Source organism: Streptomyces sp. NPDC090045, from assembly GCF_044747975.1.
In the GTDB taxonomy this organism is placed as follows: Bacteria; Actinomycetota; Actinomycetes; order Streptomycetales; family Streptomycetaceae; genus Streptomyces.
Genome location: NZ_JBIVFA010000006.1, coordinates 37,762 through 54,640, shown reverse-complemented (window position 1 = coordinate 54,640; position 16,879 = coordinate 37,762). Strand labels below are relative to the sequence as shown.

Below are 16,879 nucleotides of genomic sequence, written 5' to 3'. Positions count from 1 at the left end.
AAGGTCAAAGGCTTGGTTTGGGGATCATAAGCCATCCGCCGCGCCGGTCAACAGCACTTAGATCCTGTCCTGCATGGCCGGTTGATGGTTGGTGCAGGCATGGGGAGTGGACGGTGGGGACGGATCGTTCCGGAGGGCCTGTGGGAGATCGCCAGGCCGTTGTTGCCGCCGGCGCGGGTGCGGCCGCAAGGCGGTGGCGTCGCGGACATCGATGACGAGGGTGGTCTTCGCCGCGATCATTTACGTGTTGGTCAGCGGCTGCGCATCGGCGTCCGGATCGCCCGCAAAGGTATCGAGTCCAGCGAACGTCTCGGCCGTCACCGGTGGGTCATCGAGCGCCTGGCTGACCGGTTACCGCCGCCTCAACCATCGCTACGAGCTGCACCCCGTCGGGGTCCGGAAACTGCAGTGCAGGTTCCAGACCCACCGCCGCGGTCGCCGCGTCGGTGGTACAGCTGGTGGCTCGGGGGAGTGAGCGTGACCGACGCGTACGAAGTCCAGGTGGAAGGCCATGGAGTGACAGACACCGAGGATCTCTATCGCCTGGCGGTCCGTCAGAATTTACTCCGCGCCGCCGCTGCCGGAGAGGCGTTGGGATGGTCTGCGGAGCGGACGGCCGATGCCATTGGGCGACTCTGTGAATACCGTCTGCTGGTTCCTCTCGCCGGAGACGAAAAGACCTTCGGAATCTCCACACCCCGGAATGCCATTTCCGGATTTCTTGCGCCGCCGGACAAGCAGATCGAACGTCTGGAGCAGGAGGCGTCCGAGGTCCGCGAGGGGTTCGCGCGCTACCAGCGCGTGCACGAGGAGGCCGCGCGCGGCCCCGAGGCCGGACAGGGGTTTCGCACCCTCGTGGGCATCGAGGCCATCAACGCCGAGCTGGAGTCCAGGAGGTGGTCACCGCCCAGCCCGGCGGCGGCCGCAGTGCGGAGAGTCTGGACCCTCCTTCAGGACAGGGCGACGGTCCAGATCCGGCCTGGTTCACCTGTGTGCACTGCAGGTGGTTGCAGTGCACACGGGACCTCGGCGCAGGACGTGTTCCCTAGGCGGGGTCCGCGGGCCCGGGTTCCGCGTTGGCGTAGAGGGCCCGCAGCTCCGAGATCACCCCGAAGAGGGCCGCGGTCACCGGTACCGCGAGGAGCATGCCGAGGATGCCGGCCACGCTCGCCCCGGCGGTGATCGCCAGCATCACGACGGCCGGATGCATCTGCACCGTGCGGCTCTGCACCACGGGCTGCAGCACGTACCCCTCGATCATCTGGACCAGCAGCACCAGGCCCAGCGTCCACAGCCCGATGGCCCAGCCCCGGTCGGCGAAGGCGACGAGGACCGCCACCGCGCCCGAGAGGAACGCGCCGAGGTACGGGATGTAGGCGGTCACGAAGACCAGCGCGGCCAGCCCCAGCGCCCCCGGCACGTCGAGGACCAGCAGACCCACGCCGATCAGCACGGCGTCGACCAGGGCCACGAAGGTGGTCCCGCGCATGAAGCCCTCGACTGCGTCGAAGGCGCGCCGCCCCATGGCCTCCATCAGGTCGCCCGAGCGGCTCGGCACCAGCGAGCGCAGCGTGCCCACGGCCCGGTCGGAGTCGCGCAGGAAGAAGAAGATCAGCACCAGCGCGAGCAGCGCCATCGCGATCACCGAGCCGACCACGCTGAGGCCGGCGACCAGGCCCGAGGCGGCCGTGCCGCCGAACTTCTCCAGCAGCTCCTTCGAGTTCTCGGTGATGTCCTCCACGGAGGTCCCCACCGCCCCGAAGTGCTCCGAGAGCGTCCGGCCGGCCCGCCGCAGCGCGTCGACGATCTCGTCGCCCGTCTCGACGAGCGCGAGGACGACCAGGTACGCGGCCCCGCCGACGACGGCGATCACCGCGAGGCAGGTCAGGGCCGCGGCGAGGGAGCGGTTCATCTTCATGCGGACCAGGCGCCGGTGCATCGGCCCGAGCAGGGCCGTACCGAGCACGGCCAGCAGGACCGGCGTGACGACGGTCTGGAAGACCACGCACAGCCAGACGGCGACGGCGAGGACCGCCGTGACGAGCAGGAGGACCCCGCACCAGGCGGCGAGCCGCCGAACGGGCTCCGGCAGAAGGGGAACGGGGGCATTGGGCACGGTGTATCCAACCACGGCCCGCTCCGCCCGCCCGGGGCTCACACCACGGGGTCGGCGTCCGTCTTCGACTGCTCGTGCAGCTCGAACCAGATCGACTTGCCCTCGCCCTGCGGGTCCACACCCCAGGCGTCGGCGAGCATCTCCATCAGCAGCACACCGCGGCCGCTGGAGGACATCTCGCCGGGGTGCCGCTTGTGCGGGAGCTCGTCGCTCCCGTCCGCGACCTCCACGCGCAGCCGGCGCGCGCCCAGTTCGCCGACCGCCTCCGCCACCAGCAGCGCGTCGCCGTCGGTGTGCATCAGTACGTTCGTCACCATCTCGGAGACCATCAGCACGGCCGAGTCCACCTGGTCGGCGTCGGCCCAGTCGTGCAGCAGGTCGCGGACCTGCCGGCGGGCGCCGGCGATCCGCTCCGGCTCGGCCTGGGCCACCGTCAGCACCGTGCGGCGCGCCGGGCGTACCGGGTGCGTCACCGGGGTGCCGCAGCCGCAGGCCTCGCCCTCGCGGCACAGCAGCACCACGGCTATGTCGTCCTCGCGGCGGTCGGCCAGCGGACCCGTGGTGTGGTGCGAGGACGGCCCGTGCACGGCCTGGACCAGCAGGTCGGCCAGCCTTTCGAGGTGCGGGGGCTGGAAGTGCCCGGCACCCGCGCCCTCCGCCTCGTGCGCGCCCCCGGACCCGTACGTGTCGGACTCCAGGACCGCGCGCAGCCGCGCCCAGCCCGTGTCCAGGTCGTGCCCGCCGGTCTCGATGAGCCCGTCGGTGCACAGCATCATCGTCTCGCCGGGCTCCAGGGTGAACCGGGTGGTCGGGTAGTCGGTGTCGGGGACGATCCCGAGGGGGAGCCCACCCGCGGTGGGGCGCATCAGGACGGTGCCGTCGGTCATCCGGATCGCGGGGTCGGGGTGGCCGGCGCGAGCCACCTCCAGCATGCCGGTCTTCGGGTCGCACTCCACGTACAGGCAGGTCGCGAACCGCGGGCTCTGGAAGTCCGCGTCCAGGTCGGCGGCCGGCCCCGCGCCGGACCCCGAGCCCATGGCGGCCCGCGCGCCCGCGTCCTCGTACGGGTCGGAATCCTGCGAGGCGCACAGCCCGGCCAGGAAGCGGGAGGCGCGCGAGAGCACCGCGTCGGGCCGGTGGCCCTCGGACGCGTACGCCCGTACGGCGATCCGCAGCTGGCCCATCAGCCCGGCCGCCCGGACGTCGTGGCCCTGCACGTCGCCGATGACCAGCGCGAACCTGCCCGAGGGCAGCGGGATCATGTCGTACCAGTCGCCGCCCACCTGGAGCCCGCCACCGGTCGGGACGTACCGCGCCGCGATCTGCATGCCGGGGATCTCCGGACCGAGCTGCGGCATCATCGACCGCTGCAGGCCGGTGGTGAGCTCCCGCTCGGATTCGGCCACCCCGGCGCGCTGGAGCGCCTGGGCCAGCATCCGGGCCACGGTCGTCAGGACGGACCGCTCGTCGGGGGAGAAGGACGCCGGGTGCTTGAAGGCGGCCATCCAGGCGCCCATGGTGCGCCCGGCCACGGTCAGCGGCAGGAAGGCCCAGGACACCCGGTCGAAGCGCTGGGCGAGCGGCCAGGTGGCCGGGAACCGCCGTTTGTAGTCCTCCGGGGTGGCCAGGTAGATCGCCCGGCCGGTACGGACGACCTCGGCGGCCGGGTAGTCCGTCTCCAGCAGCATGTCCGTGAAGGGCTCCTCGTCCCCCGGATCGTGCCCGTGGTGCCCGATGATCGACAGCCGCTCCCCGGCCACGCCGAAGACGGCGAGCCCGTCCGGGCTGAAGCCCGGCATGGACAGCGAGGCAGCGACCCGCAGCACCTCGGCCGTGGACCGGGCCTCCGCCAGCGCGCGGCCGGCGTCCAGCAGGAAGGCCTCGCGGGAGCGCCGCCAGTCGCCGGTGATGGGGGTGTGGGCGGCGGTGGTGCCGGGCTGCGGCTCGGCGATCTCCTGGATGGTGCCGATCAGCTCGTAGTCCACGCGGCCCTCGGCGGACCGGCTCTCCAGCGGTTTGGAGCGGCTGCGCACGGTCCGCAGGACGCGCCCGTCCACGTCCATGATCCGCAGCCGGGCCTCGGCGAGGGTGCCCTCGGCGACGGCCAGGTTCACGATCCCGTTGATCTCGTTCCAGTCCACCGGGTGGAACCGGGACCGTACGGAGACCTCCGGCAGCACCACGGGCTCCGCGGGCAGCCCGAGGAGCCGGGCGGCCTCACCGTCGAGGGTGACCGTCCCGGAGGCGTTGTCCCATCGCCACAGGCCCGTCGCGATGGCGGCCAGGACGTCCTCGGTGCGCACCCGGCCATCTTTACAGGTCATATCCGTAAATTGCCTGTCAGGAGGGACCGCCGGACGCATTTGCGCAGGCCGGAGGGAGTGCCCGACCCGGCACCTTCCCGGACGGTAACCTTGGGACGGTTGAATCCACCCTGGTATCGCGTAGAACTGGATGACTGATGCATCGGTACAGGTCCCACACCTGCGGCGAGCTCCGCGCTTCTGACGTCGCCGCCGACGTCCGGCTGAGCGGCTGGCTGCACAACCGTCGAGACCTGGGCGGCATCCTCTTCATCGATCTGCGGGACCACTACGGCATCACGCAGCTCGTCGCCCGGCCCGGCACCGCCGCGAACGAGGCGCTCAGCAGCGTCACCAAGGAGACCGTCGTCCGCATCGACGGCAAGGTCGTCTCCCGCGGCGCGGACAACGTCAACCCCGAGCTGCCGACCGGCGAGATCGAGATCGAGGTCTCCGAGGTCGAGGTGCTCGGCGCGTCCGCCCCGCTGCCCTTCACGATCAACACCGACGACGGTGTGAACGAGGAGCGGCGCCTGGAGTACCGCTTCCTCGACCTGCGCCGCGAGCGCATGCACCGCAACATCATGCTGCGCTCGGCGGTCATCGCCTCCATCCGCTCCAAGATGGTGGCCCTCGGCTTCAACGAGATGGCGACCCCGATCCTCACCGCGACCTCCCCCGAGGGCGCCCGTGACTTCGTGGTGCCCTCCCGCCTGAACCCGGGCAAGTTCTACGCCCTGCCGCAGGCGCCGCAGCAGTTCAAGCAGCTGCTGATGATCTCCGGCTTCGACCGGTACTTCCAGATCGCGCCCTGCTTCCGCGACGAGGACGCCCGCGCCGACCGCTCGCCGGGCGAGTTCTACCAGCTCGACGTGGAGATGTCCTTCGTCGAGCAGGAGGACGTCTTCCAGCCGATCGAGCGCCTGATGACCGAGCTCTTCACCGAGTTCGGCAACGGCCGCGAGGTCACCTCGCCGTTCCCGCGGATCCCGTTCCGCGAGTCGATGCTGAAGTACGGCAACGACAAGCCCGACCTGCGCGCCAAGCTGGAGCTCGTCGACATCACCGACGTGTTCGAGGGCTCGGAGTTCAAGGCGTTCGCCGGCAAGCACGTGCGCGCGCTGGCCGTCCCGGACACCGCCGGCCAGCCGCGCAAGTTCTTCGACGGCCTCGGCGAGTACGCGATCTCGCTGGGAGCCAAGGGCCTGGCCTGGGTGCGCGTCGGCGAGGACGGTGCCCTGACCGGCCCGATCGCCAAGTTCCTCACCGAGGAGAACGTCAAGGTCCTCACCGAGCGCCTGGGCCTGGTCCCCGGCCACGCGGTGTTCTTCGGCGCGGGCGACTTCGACGAGGTCTCCAAGATCATGTCCGGCGTTCGCGTCGAGGCGGCCAAGCGCGCGGGCCAGTTCGAGGAGAACGTCTTCCGCTTCTGCTGGATCGTCGACTTCCCGATGTACGAGAAGGACGAGGAGACCGGCAAGATCGACTTCTCGCACAACCCCTTCTCCATGCCCCAGGGCGGCATGAAGGACCTGGAGGAGAAGGACCCGCTCGACATCCTGGCCTGGCAGTACGACATCGTCTGCAACGGCATCGAGCTGTCCTCCGGCGCCATCCGCAACCACGAGCCCGAGGTCATGCTGAAGGCCTTCGAGATCGCCGGCTACGAGGCGGAGACCGTCGAGCGCGAGTTCGCCGGCATGCTGCGCGCGTTCCGCCTCGGCGCCCCGCCGCACGGTGGCATCGCCCCGGGCGTGGACCGCATCGTGATGCTGCTGGCCGACGAGCCGAACATCCGCGAGACCATCGCCTTCCCGCTGAACGGCAACGCGCAGGACCTGATGATGGGCGCGCCGACGGTGCTGGAGGAGGCCCGTCTGCGCGAGCTGAACATCGCGCTGCGCAAGCCGGTCGAGACGAAGGCGGCGGAGCGGCCCGTCTCCGACGCGGTCGTCCCGGACGCCGGGTCCCCGCGGGGCTGAACCCGCTGAAACGCCGAAGGCGGCGCCCCCTCTCCTCGCGGGAGGGGGCGCCGCCTTTCGCGTACGGCCCGGGCGGGGCCTAGAACCGGTCCAGGACGCCCTTGAGCAGGGCGGCGGAGGTCAGCTCCGTGGGGGCCGGGCCGGCGTGGAAGAAGCCGGCGTTCTCGGCGTCCAGCTTGCGCAGGAAGTCGAAGGCCTTGTTGTCGTGGTCGCCGAACGCGACGAACTGCCAGTGGATGCCGGGCGCGGTGGCGGCGGCGTCCGTGATCGCCTGACGGGCGGGCTGACGGTTGTCGGGGGCGCCGTCGGTCTGGAAGACGACCAGGGCCGGGCCCTCGCCGCCGTCCTTCCGGTAGCGCTCGACGACGGCCTCGACGGCCACGTGGTAGCTGGTGCGGCCCATCCGGCCGAGCTCGGCGTGGCGGGCCTCGACCCAGGCCGCGTCGTGGCCGTCGAGGGCCAGGTCGGCGGTGCCGTCCACCTCCGTGGAGAAGAACACGGTGTGCACGGTCGCCTCCTCGTCGAGGTGCGCGGCGAGGGCGAGGGCGTGGTCGGCGAGGTACTGCGCGCTGCCGTCCTTGTAGAAGCCGCGCATCGACCCGGACCGGTCCAGGACGAGGTACACCTTGGCCCGCGCCCCGGCCTTCCCCTTGGCGCGGAGCACCTGGCCGGCGGCCTTGTACGCGCCGACGACCTCGGGCGCGCGACGCCGTACGGCGGCGAGCGCGTGCGCGGCCGTCTGGGTGGCCCCGTCGACCTCGTCCCCCTCCGGCGCGGGCACGTCGGCCCGGGCGGCCAGCGGCTCCACCTCCGGCGCGGCCGGCTCGTCCTGCGCCTGCGGCGCGGTGTCGGGCTCCGCCGCGAGCTCGGCCTCCGGCTCTGCGGCCGGGGCGGTCTCCGCCTCCGGCGTGGCCTCAGCCTCGGGCTGCTCCGCAGCCGCGGTGGTGTCCGTCTCGGCGACCGGTGCGGCCTCCGCCTCCGGCGCGGCGGCTTCGGCGGCCTGGGGCTCGTCCTGCGCCTCCGGCGCGGCTTCGGGCTCCGCCGGGGCCTCGGCCAGAGGCTCGGCCTCCGGCTCTGCGGCCGGGGCGGCGGCCGCCTCGTCCTGCGCCTGCGGCGCGGTCTCGGGCTCCGCCGGGACCTCGGCCTCGGGCTGCTCCGCGGCGGCCTCTGCCACCAGCGGCTCGGCCGCGGGTACGGGGGCTTCGGCTGCTGCCGGCTCGGTCTCGGGCTGCTCTGCAGCCGCGGTGGCCTCGGCGGCAGCGGGCTCGTCCTGCGCCTGCGGCGCGGTGTCGGGCTCCGCCGCGAGCTCGGCCTCCGGCTCTGCGGCCGGGGCGGTCTCCGCCTCCGGCGTGGCTACGTCGGCCTCTGCCGTCAGCGGCTCGGCAGCGGCGGGGGCGTCCGCCTCCGGCGTGGTGGCTTCGGCGGCGGCGGGCTCGTCCTGCGCCTGCGGCGCGGCTTCGGGCTCCGCCGCGACGTCGGCCAGAGGCTCCGCTTCCGCCTGCGCCTCGGGCGCGGTGACGTCCGGCTCGGCCTCGGCCTCGGGCTGCTCCGCAGCGGTGGGCTCCGCGGCCGGCGGTTCGGCCTCGGCGGTAGCCGGCTCGGGCTTCGCCTCCGGGGCGGGCGGGGTGGATTCCGGGCCGGGCTTCGCCGCTGGCGAAGGGGCGCGGCGGGCTTCGGGGACCGTGGGGTCCGCGGCCGGGGCGGGGGCCGTGAGGACCGTGCCGGGCTCGCGGTCCCGCGGGGCGGACTGAGGAGGAACAGTGGGGTTGTCGAAGGACGCCGCCACCAGATCGGCGGCCACGTCCAGGGGGGTACGTTCCGCCTGGTTGGGGACAGCGGCCGAGGGGGCGTCCGTAGTCTCCGGAACGGGCTCTTCAGACCGTCCGAACACCTTGCGCAACAAGCTCCGAATACCCATGGGCCAGGCCTTTCGCATGAGTGCGTGCGTCATTTGTCCGTGCTGCGCGGTTGATCCCTGCCCAGAGTGGACACGTAAGGTTATCGGCCGCCCGGCTGGATCTTCGGCAGGGTCGCCTTTCGTGGCGTCCGGCTTCCAAACACCCTCAGACCGCCCTCGAACTGCCGCTCCGACGTGCCGGGTTCACCGACCGTTCATCCCTGCGCCGCCGCTTCGGCGCAACCCGGGCCTAGCGTCACGGCTGGATCGTACCGACAGGTTGTCGGCGCCCACGCAGCTACTCGGAGGACACTCGTGCGCAAGCTTCTGCCGCTCATCGGCAACCCGCATGGGAGCGGCCGGTCCGCTCTCACCTGTCGCTACCGCTGTGGCGACGCCTGCTTCCACGAGGTGCCGAACACCAGCGACAACGAGTACGCCGGCGACGTCATAGCCCGCGCGTACTCCCGCCGCTCGATGCTGCGTACCGCCGCCGTCGTGACGGTCGCCACCGCCGCCGGTACCGCCGTGGCCCTCAGCGGCCCGGGGCAGACCGCGAACGCCAGCCCGTCCGGTGAGGCCGCGGCCGCCGGCGCCGGCAAGGGCGGCGAGGCCGCCCGCGGCCTCCGCTTCAAGGCCGTCGCGCCCAACACCGACGACAAGGTCACCGTCCCCGAGGGCCACGAGCAGAACGTGGTCATCCGCTGGGGCGAGCCGATCATCAAGGGCGCTCCGGGCTTCAACCCGGACAAGCAGACCGCCGCCGCGCAGGCCGGTCAGTTCGGCTACAACAACGACTTCCTGAGCCTCCTCCCGCTCGGCGGCGACTACGAGCGCCAGCAGCTGCTCGTGGCCAACCACGAGTACACGGACGAGATCCTCATGTTCAAGGGCTACGACCCGGCCAAGCCGACCCGCGAGCAGGTCGAGATCGCCTGGGCCGCGCACGGCCTGTCCGTGGTCGTCGTCCAGGAGGACCACCGCAGCGGCAAGCTGACCGCCGTCACCCGCCACCAGCTCAACCGCCGCCTGACCGCGACCAGCGAGTTCAAGCTGACCGGCCCGGCCGCGGGTAGCGCCCTGCTGAAGACCTCCGTCGACGCCACCGGCACCAAGGTGCTCGGCACCCTCAACAACTGCGCCGGCGGCACCACCCCGTGGGGCACCACCCTCCACGGCGAGGAGAACTTCAACCAGTACTTCGGCAACGCCGGCCAGGTCACCGACCCGGCCGCGGCCGCCCGCCTGAAGCGCTACGGCGTGACCGCCGGCGCCACCGAGCGCAAGTGGGAGCTCTTCGACAAGCGCTTCGACGTGGCGCAGGAGCCCAACGAGTCGCACCGCTTCGGCTGGGTCGTCGAGCTGGACCCGTACGACCCGAACTCCGTCCCGCGCAAGCGCACCGCGCTGGGCCGCTTCAAGCACGAGGCCGCGCAGCCCCGCCTGACCGAGGACGGCCGCCCGGTCGTCTACATGGGCGACGACGAGCGCTTCGACTACTTCTACAAGTTCGTCTCGTCGAAGCAGATGAAGAAGGGCAACTCGCGCGCGGCGAAGGAGCACAACCTCACGCTGCTCGACGAGGGCACCCTCTACGTCGCCAAGCTCACCGGCGACTCCCCGGCCGCCGAGATCGACGGCACCGGCAAGCACCCCTCCGACGGCGAGTTCGACGGCTCCGGCGTCTGGATCAAGCTGGCCACCGGCAACGTCTCGCACGTCGAGGGCATGACCGCCGAGGAGGTGTACGTCTTCACGCGCCAGGCCGCCGACAAGGTGGGCGCCACCAAGATGGACCGCCCGGAGGACGTCGAGCCCTCCCCGCGCACCGGCCGCGTCTACGTCGCGCTGACGAACAACACCGACCGCGGCAAGCCCGGCAAGGCGGAGGGTGCGACCGAGGCCAACCCGCGCAACCTGAACAAGCACGGCCAGATCCTGGAGCTCGCCGAGAACTTCGACAACCCGGCCGGCGACGGCTTCGCCTGGCGGCTCTTCCTGGTCGCCGGTGACCCGAACGACCCGGCGACGTACTTCGCGGGCTTCCCGAAGGACAAGGTCAGCCCGATCTCCTGCCCGGACAACGTGGCCTTCGACCCGCACGGCAACCTGTGGATCTCCACGGACGGCAACCAGCTCGGCTCCCACGACGGCCTGTTCGGCGTCGCGACGGCCGGTGAGCGCCGCGGTGAGCTGAAGCAGTTCCTGACCGTCCCGCGCGGCGCCGAGACCTGCGGCCCGATCATCCAGGACAAGCGCGTCCTGGTCGCCGTCCAGCACCCGGGCGAGATCGACGGCGCGTCCGTCGAGAAGCCGCAGTCGGTGTGGCCCGACGGCCCCGGCAAGATCGTCCGCCCGGCCGTCGTCTCGGTCTGGCGCAAGGACGGCAAGAACATCGGCGTCTGATCCGGCTGTTGGGCCGATGTTTCACGTGAAACACACCTCACGTGAGCGTCGGCCCTTCGTCAACTTCCGTCCGGCAGCCGTCCGACCGGAAGTCTGAGGGTCGTCAGCGCGCCCCCGTCGGGCGCGTTGGCGAAGCTCAGCTCGATCTCCAGCACCGCCGCCTGCCCCGCCACGATCGTGAGCCCCAGCCCGTGGCCGCGTCCGCGGCCCGGGTCCCCGGTGCGGAACCGCTGGGGGCCCTGCTCGATCAGCTCGGGCGGATAGCCGGGGCCGTGGTCGCGGACCGTCACCACCGGGCCCTCCACGCTCACCTCGATCGGCGGCCGGCCGTGTTTGTGGGCGTTGACCAGCAGGTTCGCCAGGATCCGGTCGAGGCGCCGCCGGTCGGTGAGGACCACCGCGTCCCGGACCACCCGCACCGAGGCGGCCGGTCCGGCCCCGGCGACGGCCCGCTCCACGGCCCGGCCGAGTTCCACCCGGGCCAGATCGGCCCGTTCCACGCCCGAGTCCAGCCGGGAGATCTCCAGCAGGTCCTCGGTCAGCAGGTGCAGGGCCTTCAGCCGGTCGTTGATCATCTCCTTGGGGCGGCCCTCGGGCAGCAGCGCCGCCGCGGCCAGTGAGCCGGTGAGCGGGGTCCGCAGCTCGTGTGCGACGTCCGCCGTGAAGCGTTTCTCCGCCTCCAGCCGGTCCTGGAGGGACCCGGCCATCGAGTCCAGTGCGTGCGCCACGTCCCGTACCTCGTCCCGGTCGCGGGAGCGGCGGCCCGGCCGCCGGTCGTCCGCCCGGGAGGGAAAGCCCACCCGGGCGTCCAGGTCCCCGGCGCTGATCCTGCGGGCCACGGCGGCGGTGGTCGCGAGCCGCCGGCTGATCCGGTCGGCCAGGAAGAGGCCGGCCAGTGCCACCACACCGGCGGCGAGCGCCGCGGAGGCGAGGATCGTGGTGTCGATGTCCCGCAGCCGGCTGCGGGTGCCCTGGAACGGGATCCAGACGGCGAGTGCCTGTCGGTCGGCGGGGGCGGCGGCCCACATGACGGGCTTGCCGTCGTACGAGCCGACCATGCTGCCGGTGCCGCCGCGGGCGACGAGGTCGCGCAGCAGGCGGGGCAGCTGGGGCGGGTCGAGGACGATGTTCACGTCGCCGTGCGTGGTCCCGTACTCGTAGTGGCTGAGGGCGTGCTCCAGTGCCGTGCCCGCGTCCTTGCGGACCTCGCCGACGATCTGCTCGGCGACCACGTTGTGCACCAGGATGCCGAGCACGGCGGCGACCATGCAGCACACCGCCGTGGTGGTCAGGGCGATCTTCCAGCGGAGGCTGCTCAGCGCGTGCATCGCTGTGCGTCCGGGCTGAGCGGGGCACCGGTGAGGGACGGGCAGTCGTCCAGCGTGAGCTGGGTGAGGTTCATGGTCCGGGCCTTCGGGTCCCACACGTAGTCGGAGACGGCGACGTAGGCGGGGTTCGACGTCGGTTCGCGGACCGCCAGGTGTTCGGCGGCCACCTCCACCCCCTCCAGCACCGCCCGACGGGACAGGATCCGGGCGACCCGCCCGTCGTCCTGGACGGTGTAGACGCGCAGTTCGCTGAGCCGGCCGTCGAGGTCCAGCGCGGTGATCAGCTCCTCCCGGCCGTTGCCCGTCAGGTCGTGCAGGACCGCGGGGCGCACCGGGCAGTCGGGCCCGCCGTCCACAGCCTGTGTGCAGAGTGCGAGCCGTTGCACGGCCCGGGGGTCGACGAGCCGGCCCGTCCCGCCGTCCTGTTCCGTCGCCGAGGTGATGTCGGCCCGTACGACGGACAGCGCGTTCACCCCGCGCATGCTCAGGCCCGCCACCTCGGGGAGCCCGGGCACCACGGCGGCCGTGCCCGGCTTCTGGTCCGGCTCGGGCGGGTCGGGGCGGATGTCCTTCCACAGGCTCTGCGGGGCGTGCACCGTGCCGAGGTTGCCCTCGCTCTGCAGCCCCTCCACATCGGCGCACCCCGCCAGGAGGACGGCGAGGACGATCACGGCCGGGGCGCGGTGCATGGTCCGATGCTCTCCCGCCGGGCGGCTCCCGGCCCGGACTCAGGCCCATCCGGGCGACTCCCGGGGAACTGCGGGAGACCCGGCGGGACCGGCGGGACCGGCGTCAGGGTTCCGGCTGGGCGATGGCGCGGGCCGCCGCGACCTCCTGGTGGACGGGGGCCAGGACGCTCGACGCGTCGCCCGGGGGCTCCGCCTCGACGCGTACCGGGACGGTGCTGCTGCGGACCCGCCCGGCCAGTTCGCGCAGCTGGCGCGCGATCCGCTCCACCTCGTCCGCGTCGGGCGGCGCCGCACCGTGGTTGACCCGGACCCGCGCGGCGGTGGTCGCGTCCACGATCCGTTCGACGGCTACCACCAGTGGCCACCAGGCGGCGGCCCGCGCCCCCGTCGGCGGCGGCTCGGTCAGCGCCCGCTGGAACTCGCTGCGCACGCCCGACAGATCGCGGTAGATGCGCCGCCGGGCCTGGAGGCGGGCGGTGCGCGCCGCCGCGTGCGCGGCCTCGTCGGCGACCGGCGCGAAGGCCCGTTCCACGTAGCGGGCGGCGTCGTACACGGTGTCGGCGAGCCGGTCCCCGATCCGGGTGTGCCAGCTCTCGGGCCACAGCAGGTATCCGGCGACGAGGGTGATGGCGCAGCCGATCAGGCTGTCCAGCAGCCGGGGGCGGATCAGGTCGAAGCCCTGGTGGTTGAGCATGTCCGAGAGCAGCAGGATCACCGGGGTGATCGCGGCGGTCTGGAAGGCGTAACCCTTGACCGAGAAGGCCGGGATCAGCCCGGCGAGCACCATCATCACCGGCACGACCGCCCAGCCGCGCGGTACCTCGGCGAGTACGGCGGCCGCGATGACCAGCCCTCCTGCGGTGCCGAGCGCGCGCAGCACGGCCCGCGAGAACACCGAGCCGAAGTCGGGCTTGAGGACGAAGGTGACGGTCAGCGCGACCCAGTAGGACCGCTCGAACTCGATCACCGATACGAGCACCTGCGCGAGCCCGATGCACAGCGCGAGCCGGAGCCCGTACCGCCAGGAGGCCTTGGACAGCATCATGTCGCGCACGGCCCGCCGGGCCCGCACCCGCAGCGCGGCGGGCCGGCCGAGGCGGTCGTCCACGTTGTACGGGTCCGGTTCGGCGAGGTACACGATCCTGGCCGCGTGGCGCAGGGCCGCGTCCACGGCCCGCTCGGCCGGGGTGTGCGCGGCGGGCAGGTCCAGTACGGGGGTTCCGGTGCGGCCCTCCTCGACGGCGGTGGCGAGGGACCGCACGGCCGCCGGGATCTCGGGCGGCAGCGGCCTGCCGCGCAGGTGTGCGGCGGGCGCGGCCTCCACGAGCGGGATCACCACGTTGAGCTGAGCCAGCATCCGCACCAGCGAGGGGCTGCGCCCGTGCACCCGGGCCCGGCGGCCGAGCACCAGGTCGTAGGCCTGGTTCAGGGCCACGGTGACCTCCAGCCGGCGCTCGTCGTAGGCGGAGCCGGGGTGTCCGGCGGCCTCCAGGGCGTCGGCGAGGGCCCGGTAGGTGGCGGCGACCGCGGCCCGCTCGGGCTGTCTGCCGCGCAGCGGCCAGCCCAGCAGGCTGAGCGCCAGCACGAACAGTCCGCCCGCGCTCAGCAGCAGCGGCGCCGTCCACCAGGGCTCCGGCATCGGGATGCCGGCGCCTATCACGGCGTTGAGCAGGAGCAGCAGCCCCGACACCGAGGCGACCGTGCCGATGGAGGAGATCATCCCGGAGACCAGGGCGATGAGGGTGAGCACGGCGACGGCCAGCCAGCCGTGGCCGTAGACGAGGGTGCCCAGGGCCACGCCGACGGCGCCGAAGCATTGCGGGACGGCGATGTTGAGGACCCGCATCCGGTAGGCGTCGGCGGTGTCGCCGATGACGCCGGAGAGGGCGCCCATGGAGACGAGCGCGCCGTATTCGGGCTCGTCCAGGGCGAAGCCCACGGCGAGCGGGGCGGAGAGGGCGATCGCCGCCCGGGCCACGGCGGCCCACGGGATCGGTGCGGTACTCGGCTTCAGCCCTTGGAGGAGCCAGGCGGGGGGAGCCAGCGGATGGTGCCGGGCTCGCCGCGACGATATGTGTTCGGTGCGTTCGGTGCTCATCCCGCTTCCGTGCCGCCGCTCGCGAATCGGTTCTTCTGGTCTCTTCTATGTCGTTCTGTGTGCGATGCGTACCTTCCGAGCTTATGGGGTGCGGCGCACCCGGCCCATCACCCATGCGGCCAGTGCGGCGGTGAGCCCGATCACGAGCACCACCCAGGCGGTGGTGCGCAGGAACGAGGTGAGGGCGTCGTACACGGCGCCGGCGGCGGGCCGGTCGATGTCCGCGGGCAGGTCGTCCAGGGTGAGCCGGCGGCACACCTCCACCGTGAGCCACAGCAGCCCCGCCCCGACCGCGAGCCCGAGGCCGGTGGCCATCACGGCGCGGCGCCGGTGGACGGCGACCGCGATGGCCGCCGCGGCCAGGACCAGGGTCAGCACGGGGAGCCAGACGCCGGCGATCTGGAGCATGTGGAAACCCTCCCGGAGAGCGGCGAGGTTGTCGTACTCCATGACCTTCACGGACAGGTGCGTCACCGGGATGCGGTCGGCGAAGGGCACGCCGCCCTCGACGAGTTCGCCCTTGACCTGGGCTATGACCGGCTCGAGGTCGATGGTGAGGGCGTCGCCGTGGCCGGTGGTGAGCGCGTCGAGGAAGGCGGCGTGGGCGGCGCGGTTGGCCGCGTCCCAGGCCGTCAGGTAGGCGGGGGTGCCGGCGAAGGAGTGCAGGGCCTCGCCCAGCAGCGCGTCCACACCCATCTGGAAAGGGCCCGCATCGATCTGCCCGGCGAGGGCGCGGGTGACCTGGGTGATGACGACTTCCTGGACGTCGTGGTTCGCGGCGAGGGGGGACATCGCGGCGGTGTACTGGTCGGCGTTGCCGAGCTCGCGGTCCGCCCAGTACGCGATGGCGCTCGCGGGCACCAGGAGGGCCACGAGCGCGATGAGTACCGCCGACAGGATGGTGCGCACGTCACCAGGGAATGCGGGCGCGGGGCCGGGCGCGAGCGGTGTTGCTGCGGTTGGGGGGTGGAGCGTCCGGCGGCGCGGCATCCTTGCCTTCCCTATTCTGGATATCTACTATCCAGAATATGAAGATGAGCGAGGGCGTCGAGTGGGCGCTGCACAGCTGCGTCAACCTGGCCTGGAGCGGGCCGGACCGGGCCGTGTCGGCGGCGCGGCTGGCCGCGTGGCACGACCTGCCCGTCGCCTACCTCAACAAACAGCTGCAGGCGCTGGCCCGGGCGGGCATCGTCACCTCCGCCCCCGGCCCCCGGGGCGGCTTCAAGCTGGCCCGCCCGCTCGCCGCCATCTCGCTCATGGACGTGGTCGCCGCCGTCGAGGGGCCCGAGGAGGCCTTCCGGTGCGCGGAGATCCGCCGGCAGGGCCCCGGCGCCGGTGAACCGGCGGCCGATGCCATCCCCCAGACTCCGTCCGGGGGGACCCCCAGCTGCGCCATCGCGCACGCCATGACCCGGGCCGAACTGGCCTGGCGCAGGGCGCTGGCGGCCCAGAACCTCGACGAGATCCGGCAGCAGGCCGAACGGCAGGCGCCCGAGGCCCCGGCGCGGCTGCGCGCCTGGCTCGCCACGCGGTAGCACCTGCGGCGGCACCACGGCACGTACGGAATCGGAAACGGCAACGTGAACCGCAACGTGAACGGAAACAGGGAGCTCGGCATGACGCGCAGCATCATCAACCCGGCAGGACTCCACACCCCGACCGACTACGGCTACAGCCACATCGTCTCCGCCCCCGGCGAGCAGGTCTTCATAGCCGGCCAGTACGGCTCCGACGAGAGCGGCCACGTCGTCTCCGAGGACTTCGCCGACCAGGTGGAGCGGGCCTTCGCCAACCTCCGGACCGCCCTCGCGGCCGTCGGCCTCGGTCCTGCCGACGTCGTCCGCATCGGCACCTACATCGTCGGCCACGACCAGCGGAAGCTGGAGGTCCTCCTCAAGGAGCTGCACGCCACCTGGGGCACCGAACTGCCCGCCCAGACCCTGATCGGGGTGGCGGCCCTCGCCCTGCCCGGCATGCTCTTCGAGATCGACGCCGTGGCCGTGCGCACGCCCTGACCGTTGATCCACTTGCCGGTCCGGGGTGGCGGGTGTGCTCTGGAT

At 72.5% G+C, this 16,879-nt stretch carries 11 protein-coding genes and 2 pseudogenes; 6 read left to right on the top strand and 7 right to left on the bottom strand.

Features of this window, described 5'->3' with window-relative positions; all coding sequences use genetic code 11:
* Positions 1–99: 99 nt before the first annotated feature.
* Both ACIPYQ_RS17840 and ACIPYQ_RS17835 read left to right on the top strand, forming a co-directional pair.
* Positions 100–265: pseudogene (locus ACIPYQ_RS17840) on the top strand (IS5/IS1182 family transposase); the annotation flags it as partial.
* A pseudogene (locus ACIPYQ_RS17835) lies at positions 238–379 on the top strand (IS5/IS1182 family transposase); the annotation flags it as partial. The pseudogenes ACIPYQ_RS17840 and ACIPYQ_RS17835, both read left to right, overlap by 28 nt.
* A gap of 666 nt (positions 380–1,045) precedes the next feature.
* Here ACIPYQ_RS17835 and ACIPYQ_RS17830 read toward each other — a convergent pair.
* Together ACIPYQ_RS17830 and ACIPYQ_RS17825 are read right to left on the bottom strand one after the other, a co-directional pair.
* Positions 1,046–2,131: an AI-2E family transporter gene (locus tag ACIPYQ_RS17830; RefSeq protein WP_401251983.1), complete on the bottom strand. Its 1,086-nt coding sequence runs from the start codon at positions 2,129–2,131 to the stop codon at positions 1,046–1,048.
* 23 nt (positions 2,132–2,154) lie between these two features.
* Positions 2,155–4,419: a SpoIIE family protein phosphatase gene (locus ACIPYQ_RS17825; protein ID WP_401251980.1), complete on the bottom strand. Its 2,265-nt coding sequence runs from the start codon at positions 4,417–4,419 to the stop codon at positions 2,155–2,157.
* Positions 4,420–4,577: 158 nt separating this feature from the next.
* Here ACIPYQ_RS17825 and aspS point away from each other — a divergent pair, with 158 nt between their 5' ends.
* Positions 4,578–6,401, top strand: a complete 1,824-nt coding sequence (gene aspS, locus ACIPYQ_RS17820) for an aspartate--tRNA ligase (RefSeq protein WP_401251978.1) — start codon at positions 4,578–4,580, stop codon at positions 6,399–6,401.
* Between the two features lie 79 nt (positions 6,402–6,480).
* On the opposite strand, the gene ACIPYQ_RS17815 is transcribed toward aspS, so the two are convergent.
* Positions 6,481–8,202 carry a VWA domain-containing protein gene (locus ACIPYQ_RS17815; protein ID WP_401251975.1) on the bottom strand — a complete coding sequence of 574 codons (1,722 nt, stop codon included), beginning with the start codon at positions 8,200–8,202 and terminating at the stop codon, positions 6,481–6,483.
* A 411-nt stretch (positions 8,203–8,613) separates the two neighbouring features.
* On the opposite strand from ACIPYQ_RS17815, the gene ACIPYQ_RS17810 reads away from it, so the two are divergent.
* Entirely contained in the window at positions 8,614–10,704 is a 2,091-nt protein-coding gene (locus tag ACIPYQ_RS17810; RefSeq protein WP_401251973.1) for a PhoX family protein, read from the top strand.
* Between the two features lie 59 nt (positions 10,705–10,763).
* Here the strand turns inward: ACIPYQ_RS17810 and ACIPYQ_RS17805 are convergent, their stop codons facing one another.
* From ACIPYQ_RS17805 to ACIPYQ_RS17790, 4 genes are all read right to left on the bottom strand, one after another.
* On the bottom strand, positions 10,764–12,032 hold the full coding sequence (locus ACIPYQ_RS17805) for a sensor histidine kinase (protein WP_401251970.1): 1,269 nt from the start codon (positions 12,030–12,032) through the stop codon (positions 10,764–10,766).
* Positions 12,020–12,721 carry a hypothetical protein gene (locus tag ACIPYQ_RS17800; protein ID WP_401251968.1) on the bottom strand — a complete coding sequence of 234 codons (702 nt, stop codon included), beginning with the start codon at positions 12,719–12,721 and terminating at the stop codon, positions 12,020–12,022. The genes ACIPYQ_RS17805 and ACIPYQ_RS17800 overlap by 13 nt, the downstream gene beginning before the upstream one ends.
* A 103-nt stretch (positions 12,722–12,824) precedes the next feature.
* On the bottom strand, positions 12,825–14,819 hold the full coding sequence (locus ACIPYQ_RS17795; RefSeq protein ID WP_401251965.1) for an FUSC family protein: 1,995 nt from the start codon (positions 14,817–14,819) through the stop codon (positions 12,825–12,827).
* Between the two features lie 81 nt (positions 14,820–14,900).
* Complete coding sequence (locus ACIPYQ_RS17790) at positions 14,901–15,728, bottom strand: hypothetical protein (protein ID WP_401251962.1); 828 nt, start codon at positions 15,726–15,728, stop codon at positions 14,901–14,903.
* A gap of 125 nt (positions 15,729–15,853) precedes the next feature.
* On the opposite strand from ACIPYQ_RS17790, the gene ACIPYQ_RS17785 reads away from it, so the two are divergent.
* Together ACIPYQ_RS17785 and ACIPYQ_RS17780 are read left to right on the top strand one after the other, a co-directional pair.
* Positions 15,854–16,354 carry an RrF2 family transcriptional regulator gene (locus ACIPYQ_RS17785; protein WP_401252708.1) on the top strand — a complete coding sequence of 167 codons (501 nt, stop codon included), beginning with the start codon at positions 15,854–15,856 and terminating at the stop codon, positions 16,352–16,354.
* An 81-nt stretch (positions 16,355–16,435) separates the two neighbouring features.
* Positions 16,436–16,834 (top strand): RidA family protein, encoded by a 399-nt coding sequence (locus tag ACIPYQ_RS17780; RefSeq protein ID WP_401251959.1) that lies wholly within the window; start codon positions 16,436–16,438, stop codon positions 16,832–16,834.
* The last annotated feature ends 45 nt before the right edge of the window (positions 16,835–16,879 follow it).

Coding starts and splice junctions, on each gene's coding strand:
- ACIPYQ_RS17785 (WP_401252708.1), top strand. CDS start 15,854: ATGAGCGAGGGCGTCGAGTGGGCGCTGCACAGCTGCGTCAACCTGGCC.
- ACIPYQ_RS17800 (WP_401251968.1), bottom strand. CDS start 12,721: ATGCACCGCGCCCCGGCCGTGATCGTCCTCGCCGTCCTCCTGGCGGGG.
- ACIPYQ_RS17795 (WP_401251965.1), bottom strand. CDS start 14,819: ATGAGCACCGAACGCACCGAACACATATCGTCGCGGCGAGCCCGGCAC.
- ACIPYQ_RS17780 (WP_401251959.1), top strand. CDS start 16,436: ATGACGCGCAGCATCATCAACCCGGCAGGACTCCACACCCCGACCGAC.
- ACIPYQ_RS17805 (WP_401251970.1), bottom strand. CDS start 12,032: ATGCACGCGCTGAGCAGCCTCCGCTGGAAGATCGCCCTGACCACCACG.
- aspS (WP_401251978.1), top strand. CDS start 4,578: ATGCATCGGTACAGGTCCCACACCTGCGGCGAGCTCCGCGCTTCTGAC.